Source organism: Streptomyces sp. NBC_01520, assembly GCF_045040375.1.
GTDB lineage: Bacteria > Actinomycetota > Actinomycetes > Streptomycetales > Streptomycetaceae > Streptomyces.
Map to the genome: position 1 here is coordinate 5,414,215 of NZ_CP109404.1, position 13,194 is coordinate 5,427,408.

9 protein-coding genes are annotated in these 13,194 nt (G+C 70.3%); 2 read left to right on the top strand and 7 right to left on the bottom strand.

All coding sequences use genetic code 11. The features are described 5' to 3' along the window. Positions 1-54: 54 nt before the first annotated feature. The 4 genes from OG524_RS24810 to OG524_RS24825 all read right to left on the bottom strand — a co-directional run bounded on the left by OG524_RS24810 (position 55) and on the right by OG524_RS24825 (position 6,871). Positions 55-3,864, bottom strand: a complete 3,810-nt coding sequence (locus OG524_RS24810; protein ID WP_405388656.1) for a multifunctional oxoglutarate decarboxylase/oxoglutarate dehydrogenase thiamine pyrophosphate-binding subunit/dihydrolipoyllysine-residue succinyltransferase subunit — start codon at positions 3,862-3,864, stop codon at positions 55-57. A 294-nt stretch (positions 3,865-4,158) separates the two neighbouring features. Continuing rightward, positions 4,159-5,223, bottom strand: coding sequence for an ATP-binding protein (locus OG524_RS24815; RefSeq protein WP_405388655.1), 1,065 nt, complete (start codon positions 5,221-5,223; stop codon positions 4,159-4,161). Beyond that, positions 5,220-5,957 carry a response regulator transcription factor gene (locus OG524_RS24820; RefSeq protein ID WP_014154105.1) on the bottom strand — a complete coding sequence of 246 codons (738 nt, stop codon included), beginning with the start codon at positions 5,955-5,957 and terminating at the stop codon, positions 5,220-5,222. Before OG524_RS24820 ends, OG524_RS24815 begins: the two co-directional genes overlap by 4 nt. Positions 5,958-6,187: 230 nt before the next feature. After that, positions 6,188-6,871: a spermidine synthase gene (locus OG524_RS24825; protein WP_405388654.1), complete on the bottom strand. Its 684-nt coding sequence runs from the start codon at positions 6,869-6,871 to the stop codon at positions 6,188-6,190. A 394-nt stretch (positions 6,872-7,265) separates the two neighbouring features. Here OG524_RS24825 and lon point away from each other — a divergent pair, with 394 nt between their 5' ends. Continuing rightward, positions 7,266-9,701: an endopeptidase La gene (gene lon, locus OG524_RS24830; protein ID WP_405388653.1), complete on the top strand. Its 2,436-nt coding sequence runs from the start codon at positions 7,266-7,268 to the stop codon at positions 9,699-9,701. Positions 9,702-9,791: 90 nt separating this feature from the next. Here the strand turns inward: lon and OG524_RS24835 are convergent, their stop codons facing one another. After that, the gene (locus OG524_RS24835; protein ID WP_405393105.1) at positions 9,792-10,472 is read right to left on the bottom strand and encodes a polysaccharide deacetylase family protein; all 681 of its coding nucleotides are present in this window, start codon (positions 10,470-10,472) and stop codon (positions 9,792-9,794) included. Between the two features lie 243 nt (positions 10,473-10,715). Next, positions 10,716-11,558 (bottom strand): lysozyme, encoded by an 843-nt coding sequence (locus OG524_RS24840; RefSeq protein ID WP_405388652.1) that lies wholly within the window; start codon positions 11,556-11,558, stop codon positions 10,716-10,718. A gap of 267 nt (positions 11,559-11,825) precedes the next feature. On the opposite strand from OG524_RS24840, the gene OG524_RS24845 reads away from it, so the two are divergent. Beyond that, on the top strand, positions 11,826-12,323 hold the full coding sequence (locus tag OG524_RS24845) for a MarR family winged helix-turn-helix transcriptional regulator (RefSeq protein ID WP_405388651.1): 498 nt from the start codon (positions 11,826-11,828) through the stop codon (positions 12,321-12,323). A gap of 67 nt (positions 12,324-12,390) precedes the next feature. Here the strand turns inward: OG524_RS24845 and OG524_RS24850 are convergent, their stop codons facing one another. Continuing rightward, positions 12,391-13,176 (bottom strand): hypothetical protein, encoded by a 786-nt coding sequence (locus OG524_RS24850; RefSeq protein WP_405388650.1) that lies wholly within the window; start codon positions 13,174-13,176, stop codon positions 12,391-12,393. Positions 13,177-13,194 lie beyond the last annotated feature (18 nt).

The window sequence follows — 13,194 nt, forward strand, 5'->3', positions numbered from 1 at the left end:
CGGCCCCGCGAGTCGACTCACGGAACCGGGCCCTTCGGCGTGTACAGCGGCTGATCAGGCCTCGAAGACCTCGGCGACCAGCTGCGCCTGCTCGGCCTGGTGACGCTTGGCCGAACCGACCGCCGGGGACGAGCCGTGCCGGCGCGAGATACGGCGCAGGCGCTCACCGTGCGGCACATCGGCGCCGACGGCCAGGTCCAGGTGGTCGATCAGGTTGAGCGCGATGAACGGCCACGCACCCTGGTTGGCCGGCTCCTCCTGTGCCCACAGGTACTTCTCGGCGTTCGGGTACTTGGCGATCTCGGCCTGGATCTCCGCACCCGGCAGCGGGTACAGACGCTCCAGACGGATGATCGCCGTTTCCGTGTCACCGCGCTTCTCGCGCTCGGCGTCCAGGTCGTAGTAGAGCTTGCCCGCGCAGAAGACGACCTTGCGGACCGCCTCGGCACTGACCGACTCGTCGCCGATCACCGGACGGAACCCACCGGTGGTGAACTCCTCCACCTTCGAGGCCGCGGCCTTGAGACGCAGCATCGACTTCGGGGTGAAGACGATCAGCGGCTTGTGGTGCGGGTTGTGCACCTGCCACCGCAGGAGGTGGAAGTAGTTCGACGGCAGGGTGGGCATCGCGACCGTCATGTTGTCCTGCGCGCACATCTGCAGGAAACGCTCAGGTCGGGCGGACGAGTGGTCCGGGCCCTGGCCCTCGTAGCCGTGCGGCAGCAGCAGGGTGACGCCGGACGTCTGGCCCCACTTCTGCTCGGCCGAGGAGATGAACTCGTCGACGACGGTCTGCGCACCGTTGACGAAGTCACCGAACTGCGCCTCCCAGATGACCAGCGACTCCGGACGGGCCAGCGAGTAGCCGTACTCGAAGCCCATCGCCGCGTACTCGCTGAGCAGCGAGTCGTAGACGTTGTAACGGGCCTGGTCGTCGGAGAGGTAGAGCAGCGGGGTGTAGTCCTCGCCGGTCTTCTGGTCGACGAGAACGGCGTGGCGCTGGCCGAACGTGCCGCGGCGGGTGTCCTGGCCGGCGAGCCGGACCGGGGTGCCCTCCATCAGCAGCGAGCCGATGGCCAGGGTCTCGCCCATGCCCCAGTCGATCGTGCCGTTCTCCACCGACGCGGCGCGACGCTGCATCTGCGGCATCAGGCGCGGGTGGACGGTGATCTCGTCGGGGATGTTCACCTGGGACTCGGCGATCAGCTTCACGACCTCCGAGGAGACCGCGGTGCCCACCGCCACGGGGAACTCCGCCTGGACGTCCGGGACATGCGGCTGGGACGGCCCCGAGGTGGCCTCACGGACCTCCGCGAACACCTTCTCCAGCTGGCCCTGGAAGTCCTGCAGCGCCTGCTCGGCCTCTTCCAGCGTGATGTCGCCGCGACCGATGAGGGACTCGGTGTAGAGCTTGCGCACCGAGCGCTTCTTGTCGATCAGGGTGTACATCTGCGGGTTGGTGAACTCCGGGTTGTCGCCCTCGTTGTGACCGCGGCGGCGGTAGCAGATGAGGTCGATGACGACGTCCTTGTTGAACGTCTGCCGGTATTCGAAGGCGAGCCGCGCGACGCGGACCACGGCCTCCGGGTCGTCGCCGTTGACGTGGATGATCGGCGCCTCGATCATGCGCGCCACGTCCGTGGCGTACATCGAGGAGCGCGAGGACTCCGGGGCGGCGGTGAAGCCGACCTGGTTGTTGATCACCACGTGCACGGTGCCGCCGGTGCGGTAGCCGCGCAGCTGCGACATGTTGAGCGTCTCGGCGACGACGCCCTGGCCCGCGAAGGCCGCGTCGCCGTGGAGCGCGACGGGCAGGACCGTGAAGTCCGTGCCGCCCTTGTTGATGATGTCCTGCTTGGCGCGGGCGATGCCCTCCAGGACCGGGTCGACCGCCTCCAGGTGCGAGGGGTTGGCGGCCAGCGAGACCTTGATCTGCTCGCCGTCCAGACCGGTGAAGGTGCCCTCGGCGCCCAGGTGGTACTTGACGTCACCGGAGCCGTGCATCGACCGCGGGTCGAGGTTGCCCTCGAACTCCCGGAAGATCTGCGCGTACGACTTGCCGACGATGTTCGCCAGGACGTTCAGCCGGCCGCGGTGGGCCATGCCGATGACGACCTCGTCGAGGCGGGCCTCGGCGGCGGAGTCGATGACCGCGTCGAGCAGCGGGATGACGGACTCGCCGCCCTCCAGCGAGAACCGCTTCTGGCCGACGTACTTGGTCTGCAGGAACGTCTCGAACGCCTCGGCGGCGTTGAGGCGGCGCAGGATCCGCAGCTGCTCCTCGCGCTCCGGAGCCGGGCGCGGACGCTCGACCCGGTCCTGGAGCCACTTGCGCTCCTTCGGCTCCTGGATGTGCATGAACTCGATGCCGGTGGTGCGGCAGTACGACTCACGCAGCACACCGAGGATGTCGCGGAGCTTCATCATCGTCTTGCCGGCGAAACCGCCGACCGCGAAGTCGCGCTCCAGGTCCCACAGGGTGAGGCCGTGCTCGGTGATGTCCAGGTCGGGGTGCTTGCGCTGGCGGTACTCCAGCGGGTCGGTGTCGGCCATGACGTGGCCGCGGACCCGGTAGGAGTGGATCAGCTCGAAGACCCGTGCGGCCTTGGTGACGTCGTCGTCGTGCGAGGCGTCGATGTCCCTGAGCCAGCGGACCGGCTCGTAGGGGATGCGCAGCGCCTTGAAGATCTCGTCGTAGAACTCGTTCTCACCGAGCAGGAGCTGGGCCAGGACACGCAGGAACTCGCCGGACGCGGCACCCTGGATGACCCGGTGGTCGTACGTCGAGGTCAGGGTCATGACCTTCGAGATGCCCAGCTTGTTCAGGGTGTCCTGCGAGGTGCCCTGGAACTCGGCCGGGTAGTCCATCGCGCCGACGCCCATGATGAGGCCCTGTCCGGGCATCAGGCGGGGCACGGAGTGGACGGTGCCGATGCCGCCGGGGTTGGTCAGCGAGGCGGTGACTCCGGCGAAGTCGTCCATGCCGAGCTTGCCGACACGGGCACGGCGGACGATGTCCTCGTAGGCCTGCCAGAACTCGAAGAAGTTGAGCGTCTCGGCCTTCTTGATGGCCGCGACGACCAGCTGGCGGTCGCCGTTCGGCTTCACCAGGTCGATGGCCAGGCCGAGGTTGATGTGCTCCGGCTTGACCAGGGTCGGCTTGCCGTCCTTGACCGTGAAGGAGTGGTTCATCGACGGCATGGCCTTGAGGGCCTGCACCATCGCGTACCCGATGAGGTGCGTGAACGAGATCTTCCCGCCGCGGGCGCGCTTCAGGTGGTTGTTGATGACGATGCGGTTGTCGAACAGCAGCTTCACGGGAACGGCGCGGACGGACGTGGCCGTCGGCAGCTCCAGCGAGGCGTTCATGTTCTTGGCGACGGCGGCCGAAGGGCCGCGCAGCGTCACGTACTCCGGGCCGGCCGGGGCGTCGGCCGGAGCCTGGGCCTTGGCGGCTGCCGGGGCGGCCTGTGCGGGAGCGGCCGGGGCCGCCGCCTTCGCCGGGGCGGCCGGTGCGGCCGGGGCCGCCGCCTTCGCCGGAGCGACGACCGTGGGCGCCGGTGCCGGCGTGGCGGGCTGGGCAGGGGCGGAGTTGACGGTGCTCGGAGCGGCGGCGGCCGGGGCCGGGGTCACCGCTCCCGCAACTGTGGGGACGGGCTTGTCCGCCGTGCCGGACGTGCCCGGCTTGTAGTCGGCGAAGAAGTCCCACCAGGCGCGATCGACCGAATTGGGGTCCTGGAGGTACTGCTGGTAGATCTCGTCGACAAGCCACTCGTTGGGCCCGAAAGCGGCGGCGGGGTTGGACCCGGAGCCGACTTCTTGATCGGTCGAGATGCTCGAGTTACTGGGGGACTGAGACGACACGGCGTGAACCGCCCTCTTCCGCTTCACAAGGTGATGGACAGCGGAAATCAAGGCTACGCCTCCCCAGCCGTTACGTGCAGGCCGGGCCGGTCTTCGTCGTGCACATCACATCGGAAACCGGGTTTCGGCGCATGAAATGGCGGGAAACAAGCGGGGTTCCGCTGCACTTCGGGTACGCGGGGCCGGTGCTACGGCCCACCTGGACCGTATCTCTTTCCCGGTCGCGACGTAGAATGCGACCTTCCGTACGCACAGGGTGACGCTCCGGTTCGAACTCCGGGTCAACCGTGCAAGCTAGGAGTCCCCGGGAAGGGTGACTCGGATACGGCAGCCCCGGGCGGATTCGGCCACACCGATATGACCGCCGTGCAGATCCACCGCCCAGCGGGCGATCGCCAGCCCCAGTCCCGTACCGCCGTCGCTCCCGGGGCCGTGCGGATACGGCGCCTGTCCGCGGTTGAAGCGCTCGAAGACCCGGTGGCGCTCCGCCTCCGGGATGCCCGGCCCCTCGTCGATGATCTCCAGTTCGAGCGACTCGGGACGGGGCCCGCGCCGCGCGAGCACCGTGACCCGGCCGTGCGGCGGGCTGTGCTTGACCGCGTTGTCGATGAGGTTGGCGACCACCTGGTGCAGCCGTTCCGCGTCCGCGTGCGCCGTCAGCTCGGGCGGCGACACGTCCAGGTGCAGGTGGACGTCCGTACGCGAGTGGTTCCCGGAGCCCGACGAGAGTCGGCGCCGTGAGGCCGCGAGGTTGGCCTCCTTCAGCACTCCCGAGAGATACGGCCACACCTCGAAGCGGCGCGCCTTCAGCGTCACCACTCCGTTGTCCAGCCGGGAGAGCTCCAGCAGGGTCTCCACGAGTCTGCCCAGGCGCTCGGTCTGTTTCAGGGCCGTACGCATGGTCTCGGGATCGGCGGCGGACACCCCGTCGACCACGTTCTCCAGCACGGCTCTGAGCGCGGCGATGGGCGTGCGCAACTCGTGGGAGACGTTGGCCACCAGCTCCTTGCGGTGCCGGTCCTCCGCCTCCAGGTCGTCCGCCATGCGGTTGATCGTCTGCGCGAGGTCGCCGAGCTCGTCGCGCCGCCCGGCGCCGCTCACCCGTCCGGTGTAGTCGCCGTGCGAGATGGACCGGGCCACCGCCCGCATCTCGTCCAGCGGCGCGGTCAGGCCGTGCGCCACGAACTGGGTGATCAGCAGCGTGGCGATGACGGAGAAGACCGTGATGAACCGGAATTCGGTCCTGGTCCGCAGGGCGACGATCAGCAGTCCGGTCGTGATGAACACGGAGACCACGACGAGCGTGCCCAGCTTGGCCTTGATCGAGAAGGGGCGCAGTCCGGAGCCGGGCCGCGTCATGGCGCGGGAGTCTCCAGGGCGTAACCGACGCCGTGGACCGTACGGATCCGCTCGGCGCCGATCTTCCGGCGCAGGGCCTTGATGTGGCTGTCGACCGTACGGGTCCCGGAGGCGTCCGCCCAGTCCCAGACCTCGGCCAGCAGCTGCTCACGGGAGAGCACCGCCCGGGGCGTGTTGGCCAGGCAGACCAGCAGGTCGAACTCCGTCGGCGTCAGGTGGACGTCGTCGGCGCGCACCCGGACCCGGCGCTGCGCGTGGTCGATCTCCAGCTCGCCGAGACGCAGGATCCCGCTGCGCGGGGTCACGGCGGCCAGCGCGGCCCGCTCCACCCGGCGCAGCAGGACGTGCACCCGCGCCGCCAGTTCACGCATGGAGAACGGCTTGGTCATGTAGTCGTCGGCGCCGACCCCGAGCCCGACCAGCATGTCGGTCTCGTCGTCGCGTGCGGTGAGCATCAGCACCGGCACGGGGCGCTGGGCCTGCACGCGGCGGCAGACCTCCAGGCCGTCGAAGCCGGGAAGCATGATGTCGAGCACCATCAGGTCGGGCTGCCAGGCCTCGGCCGCGTCCACGGCCGCGGGGCCGTCCAGCGCTGTCTGCACCAGGAAGCCCTCGGCTCGCAGCCGGGCGGAAATGGCGTCGACGATCGTCGCGTCGTCCTCTACCACCAGAACCCGGCGCTGAGCCCCGGGGGTGGCAGCGACGCCGTTGTGGGTGGTGTGTGTCTGTTCCATCGCCCCGCCCCTGCCCGTTCTCGCGGAGGCCATTCCCCCGGAGGCACGGTTATCGCTTGTGGATGTCGTCGGTGATCCCTTGTGCCGCTCAGCAGCGTAAAGGCAGAGGACGGCTCCCGGCTACGCAGGGTGTTGTCCGGCGCGAACTGTTACCCCCTCGCAAGCGGCGGATCGTCGGCCTTGTGCCACTTGGCCCGCGGTCCGCCGGGGTGCGCATACCGGGTGGGGGTTCAGTGGCCCCGGAGTGCGAGATGGACCACGTCGGGAACACCTCGGGCAACCGCTACTTCTTCGGTCCGTACTGCTTGGAATCCGGCATTCCGCAGCGCTTCGTCGAAGGCCGCGGAGGGCTGCGCGGACCACACGGCGAGGACTCCGCCGGGGGTCAGACGCGCGTGGCAGGCCGCCAGACCGGTGGGTGAGTAGAGGCTTCCGTTGTCCTCGGTGACGGTCCAGCCGGGCCCGTTGTCGATGTCCAGGCACAGTGCGTCGTAACGCTCCGTGGTCGTTCTCAGGTGCTCGACGAGGTCCGTACGGAGGATCTCGGTCCGCGGATCGGCGAGGGCCGCGGCGGAGATCCGGCCGAGCGGGCCCTCCAGGTGCCAGTCCACGATGGCCTGTTCCCGCTCGACGACGGCGATGCCGCCCCAGCGCCGCCCCTCGGCCGCGCGGACGAGCGAGAATCCGACGCCGAGCCCGCCGATGAGCAGGGTCGGGCCGGGCCGGCCGGGCGGCAGGGCGGCGAGTGCCGCGTCGATCAGCAGCCGCTCGGAACGGCCGTCGGAGGTGTCCATCAGGAAGCAGCCGTTGGCGATGATCTCGAAGTCGTCGCCGCGTTCCCGCAGGACGACCTCGCCGAAGGGGCCTTCGCGCCGGTCGAGGGTCACGGGGCGGTGGGTGTCCGTGGTGGGCATGGCGAGGTCTCCGGTCTCCGGTCGGCGGCGGTCCTGATCCGGCCCATCCTCCCCGGACCCGGCCCGCCGGGACCAGCGAATTCCCTCAGGGTCACTCCCCGGCGCGACGGGCGTGATGAGCGCGACGAGTGCGACGAGTGCGAGCGGGTGCGAGCGGGTGCGAGCGGGTGCGGCGGCGGGCACGGCAGGCGGGCGACGCGGGCGGGTGAGGGTCCGGCGGGGCGTGCGGCGTAACCGGATGGCGCCTCCGGGAATGGCGCTGCCCTGCGGGGTGCTGCCGTAGGGACAGCCGCTCGCCACGCGTGATCGCTCAGAGCGAACGCGGCATGGGAACATTCGGCGGCTCAGGAGCATTGAGTCCGTATAACTCAACTTGCTTGCCGAAGGGGAGATCATGACTGCTGAGTCCACTGCGTCCCAGGCGTTCACGCCGGTCGACCTGCCTGTGCTGCCGCTCGACGACGAGGTCGTGCTGCCCGGAATGGTGGTGCCGCTCGACCTGTCGGACGCCGAGGTGCGCGCCGCAGTCGAGGCCGCGCAGGCCGTGGCGCGCCCGGGCGGCGGCAAGCCCGAGGTGCTGCTCGTGCCTCGTATCGACGGGAACTACACCGGGACCGGCGTCCTGGGCACCGTCGAGCAGGTCGGCCGGCTCTCGGACGGCGACCCGGGTGCCCTCATCCGGGCCCGTGACCGGGTGCGGATCGGTGCCGGGACGAGCGGCCCGGGGAACGCCCTGTGGGTCGAGGGCACCAGGATCGACGTGTCCCTGCCCGACCCCCTGCCCGGCTCCGCCGCCGAGCTCGCCAAGGAGTACAAGGCACTCGCCACCAGCTGGCTGAAAAAGCGCGGCGCCTGGCAGGTCGTCGACCGCGTGCAGCAGATCGAGGACATCTCGGCGCTCGCCGACAACTCCGGCTACTCGCCCTTCCTCACCACCGCGCAGAAGGTGCAGCTCCTGGAGACCGCGGACGCGGTCGCCCGCCTGAAGCTCGCCGTCCAGTGGCTCGGCGAGCACCTCGCCGAGCAGGACGTCGCCGAGTCCATCGCCAAGGACGTCCAGGAGGGCGTCGACAAGCAGCAGCGCGAATTCCTGCTGCGGCGCCAGCTCGACGCCGTACGCAAGGAGCTCTCCGAGCTCAACGGCGAATCCGGTTCCGGCGACGAGTCCGACGACTACCGGGCGCGCGTCGAGGCCGCCGACCTTCCCGAGAACGTCCGTGAGGCCGCGCTCAAGGAGGCCGACAAGCTGGAGCGCTCCTCCGACCAGAGCCCCGAGGGCTCCTGGATCCGCACCTGGCTGGACACCGTCCTCGAACTCCCGTGGAACGAGCGGACCGAGGACGCGTACGACATCAAGGGCGCGCGGGAGATCCTCGACGCCGAACACGCCGGCCTGCGGGACGTGAAGGAGCGCATCACCGAGTACCTGGCGGTGCGCAAGCGGCGTGCGGACCGCGGACTGGGCGTGGTCGGAGGCCGGCGCGGCGGTGCCGTGCTGGCCCTGGTCGGACCGCCCGGCGTGGGCAAGACCTCGCTCGGCGAGTCCGTCGCGCACGCCATGGGCCGCAAGTTCGTCCGAGTCGCGCTCGGCGGGGTCCGGGACGAGGCGGAGATCCGCGGCCACCGGCGCACGTACGTCGGGGCGCTCCCCGGACGTATCGTCCGCGCGATCAGGGAGGCCGGTTCGATGAACCCGGTCGTCCTGCTCGACGAGATCGACAAGGTCGGCTCGGACTTCCGGGGTGACCCGGCCGCCGCTCTGCTCGAAGTCCTCGACCCGGCGCAGAACCACACCTTCCGTGACCACTACCTGGAGGTCGAACTCGACCTCAGCGACGTGGTGTTCCTGGCCACGGCCAACGTGCTCGAAGCCATCCCGGAGGCCCTGCTCGACCGCATGGAGCTGGTCAGGCTGGACGGCTACACCGAGGACGAGAAGGTCGTCATCGCCCGCGACCACCTGCTCCCGCGCCAGCTGGAGCGGGCCGGTCTGGAGAAGGACGAGGTGGACCTCGACGAGTCGGCGCTGCGCAGGCTGGCCGGCGAGTACACGAGGGAGGCCGGCGTACGGAACCTGGAGCGGGCCGTGGCCCGGCTGCTCCGCAAGGTCGCGGCCCAGCACGAACTGGGCGACCGTGAGCTCCCGTTCACGGTGACCGACGAGGACCTGCGGGAGCTCGTCGGACGCCCCCACCACGTCCCCGAGTCCGCCCAGGACCCGGCCGAGCGCCGTACGGCGGTGCCGGGCGTGGCGACCGGCCTCGCGGTGACCGGGGCGGGCGGCGACGTGCTGTTCGTCGAGGCGTCGCTGGCCGACCCGGAGACCGGGGCGTCCGGGCTGACCCTCACCGGTCAGCTCGGCGACGTGATGAAGGAGTCCGCCCAGATCGCGCTGAGCTTTCTGCGGTCGCACGGGGCGGAGCTTGAGCTGCCGGTCGCGGACCTGAAGGACCGTGGCGCGCACATCCACTTCCCGGCGGGCGCCGTGCCCAAGGACGGTCCGAGTGCCGGCATCACCATGACGACGGCACTGGCCTCGCTGCTCTCCGGGCGGCTCGTCCGTACGGACGTGGCGATGACCGGTGAGGTGTCGCTGACCGGACGCGTGCTGCCGATCGGCGGCCTGAAGCAGAAGCTGCTGGCCGCGCACCGGGCCGGGATCACCACCGTGGTGATCCCCAAGAGGAACGAGGCCGACCTGGACGACGTCCCGGCCGAGGTCCTCGACACCCTGGAGGTCCACCCGGTGACCGATGTCCGCCAGGTCCTGGAGATCGCCCTCGCCCCCGCCACCGCCAGGGCCGGGGACAGGATCCCGGCCGCCGCGTAGGCGCCGCGCAGTGACGGGCGCGGCATCACGCCGACGGCCGGTACGGACGGCCCGCCTTCCCCCCGGAAGGCGGGCCGTTCCGCGTGCGGGTCAGGGGCGGTAGACGGTGCCGGGCTCGGGCTCCGCGGGGGCCATCAGCTGAGGCACGGTCACGAAGGTGTAGCCGCGCTCCTTCAGCGTGTCGATGATGCCCGGTACGGCGGGGACGGTGCCCTTGTAGATGTCGTGCAGCAGGATCACCCCGTCCTTGCCGGCCTGGTCGAGTATCCGCTTCCTGATCAGCGCGGAGTCGTTCGTGGAGTAGTCCTTGGCGGTCGCGCTCCAGAGGATCTGCGACAGCCCGAGCTCCTTGCAGATCCCGGAGACGGTGTCGTCGGTGCGGCCCTGCGGCGGACGCATCAGCCGCGGCTTCCTCCCCGTGATCTCCTCGATCGCCAGCTGGGTCCTCTCCAGCTCGGCGCGTATCTCGTCGGGCTTCCTGTCCGTCAGGATCCCGTGCGTCCAGGTGTGGTTGGCGACCTCGTGGCCCTCGTCCGCGATGCGGCGCACGGTGTCGGGGTGCTTCAGCACGTGGTTCCTGCCCAGCAGGAAGAACGTGGCCGGAACCTTCTTCTCCTTGAGGATGTCCAGGAGGCGCGGGGTGTCCTCGGCGGGACCGGCGTCGAAGGTCAGCGCGATGCACTTCGCCTTGCGGCAGTCGACCGGGCCGAACGTCCCCTCGGCGTCCGGGGCCGCGTCGCCGCGTGCTGTCGCGGGGGCCGTCGTGTCCATGGAACAGCCGCTCAGCGTCAGCGTGAGCACGGTCACAAGGGCCGCGGCCAACCCCGTACCGAATCGCGTCGTCTTTCTGGGCACAGCAGGTCACTCCCCATGGCCGGCCGCACGCCGGCGGTGCGGGACGGTGCGACTATACATAGCGTGTATACGCACAGTGCATAGAAGGGGTGCGGGGCAGCGCCGAGCCCCGGTGACCTGGGGCTCGTCACCGGGGCTCGGTCGAACGTCGGGGGCGGATCAGCCGTTCGCGAGCGCCTGTACGCGGTCGAGGGCGCCGTTGAAGTGGTTGTGGTCGCCGACCGTGGGGCCGGACGACGTGTACTGCCACATCGTGTAGTAGCTCCAGCCGGCCGGGAGTTCGCCGACCGTGGTGTTGTAGCGGGCCACCCACAGGGGGTTGGTGGCGCCGAAGCCGGCGTTGTTGCCCGTGCAGTCCTTCCACCAGCTGGTCGCGGTGTAGATCACCGGGTCGCGCCCGGTGCGCGCCTTGTAGGTGTTCACGAAGTCCCGGATCCAGGAGACCATCTGGGTCTGGGTCTTGCCGTAGCACTGCGCGCCGTACGGATTCCACTCGATGTCGAGCACCCCGGGCAGCGTCCTGCCGTCCCTGGACCAGCCGCCCCCGTTGTCCACGAAGTAGTTGGCCTGGGTCGCGCCGCTCGTGGTGTCCGGGGTGGCGAAGTGGTAAGTGCCACGGATCATGCCGACGTTGTAGGAGCCGTTGTACTGCTGGGTGAAGTAGGTGTTCTTGTAGTACGTCCCCTCGGTGGCCTTGACGTAGGCCCACTTCACGCCGCTGTTCCACAGGGTCGACCAGGCGACGTTGCCCTGGTGGCCGCTGACGTCCACGCCCTCGGTCTGGACGGCGGCCGTGCCGATGGGGGTGCCGCCGCGCTGTCCGTCGTGCGCGACGACGCCCTGGCCCATCCTGGCCGTACCGCGTTCGGGGATCGCGGAGGCGTCGGCGGCCGTGGCCGTGCCGGGCAGTGCGAGCAGGAGGAGGAGTGAGGTCAGCAGTGTTCCCGCGGCGGCGAGGCGCCGACGGCGGGCGGATGCGATTCCGGATCTGTGCACGGGCATGTTCGTGCCTCCGAGGGCTCGGTGGGGGAGATCGGGATCCAGGGGCGGGTGCGGGACGCTCCTGTGTCGCGTTACGGCATGATATGGCGTGGGCATGTCATTAACTGATTCCCGCGCTCATGCCACCTGTGGCACTACGAAGCTACGCACGTAGACCCGTGCTCCGGAAGAGGGCCCGGCCCCTGCCGAAGGTCTACTCCTGCGAAATACTGGCGGAGCTGCGGCGATGACCGGAGTTGAAAGAAACTTTCATCGGCAGGAAAGCGTATGAGGAGTGCTGACGTGCACGGGAGCGGAACCGGGAGTGGGCCCGGTGCGACGGCCGGGAGTGGTGTGGACCACGAGTTCCTCGCACTGGAGCGCGAATTGGCGGTCTTCCTGCGCCGGGCGCGCGCCAGCTCGGGGGAGATGGCGCGCGAGGTGCACCCGGACCTGGAGTCCGCGGCCTACGGCCTCCTCGTGCGGCTGGAGTCGGCCGGGCGGCAGCGGGCCACGGAGCTCGCCGCCTACTTCGGTGTCGGCAAGGCGACCATGAGCCGCCAGCTGCGAGCCCTGGAGGTCCTCGGTCTGGTGGCACGCGAGGACGATCCGGCGGACGGCCGCGCCTCGCTCGTCCACCTCACCGGCGAGGGCCTCGCGCGCTTCCGCAGCGTCCGCGACGCCCGCCGCGGCCGCTACGCCCGGAAACTGGCGGACTGGGACCGGGCGGAGGTCGCGGAGCTCGCGAGACTGCTGCACCACCTGAACGAGCGCGCCGAGGACTGAGGCTCCGGCGTCGGGGGCGGGCAGGCGCCGGCGGGAGCCGGAGCCGGACGGGCCCCGGCGGCGGGAGTCAGAGCTCGACGAGGACCGCTGTCGCGTCGTCATGCGTCTTGCCGCGGCGCAGATACCCGCGGTCCGTGTCGGCCCGCTCCAGCTCCCGGACGCGGTCGATCAGCCCCTGTGGCCCCGCCTTGCGCAGCAGCCCCAGCGTGGCCGTCCAGTCGCCCTCCCCGAACGTCTCCGTCCAGCGGCTCGCCCCGTCGGTCAGCGCGGCCAGCGCGCGGACGTCCGCGCGCGGGGTGCTGCCCGTCACCGCGCGTGACGCCACCCCGGGGTCTGCCGCGGCCGTGAAGAAGCCGCCCTCCTTGTTCCGTGCGCGGGCGTCGGCGACGGTCTCGGAGGCGAGAGAGCCAGGTGGCAGCCGGTCGAGGCGGTCGTCGACCACCGGCAGGACCGCCCCGTCGGGGGTTTCGAGGAGCAGGACCGAGTCGGAGAGCACCAGGTGCTCGACCGCCTGTTCGTCCCACCGCGCCAGGACCACGGTCGCCTGAGGTGTTCGTACGTGAGAAAGGTCACACGCTGAACGATGGGTGTCGGCGGTGCGCCTGATGGACTCCGCGAGGACCTCCGTCAGTGTCAGATCCCGACGCGAAGCGGACAGTTCGACCAGTGATCCGCCCAGCCGCGCGGTGAACCAGGGAACCGAGTGCGCACACCCGTCGTCACCCCTCGGAGGCGTCACTCCGTCCAGCAGGACGAGGACGCCACCCTGGCCGGCCGCAGGGGCGGCGGCCGATGCCCAGTCCTCGTTGGGGCGTTGGGCGCTGCCCGGCTCGGTGGCGAGTTCGATGCGCATCCGGCCAGTCTGCACGAT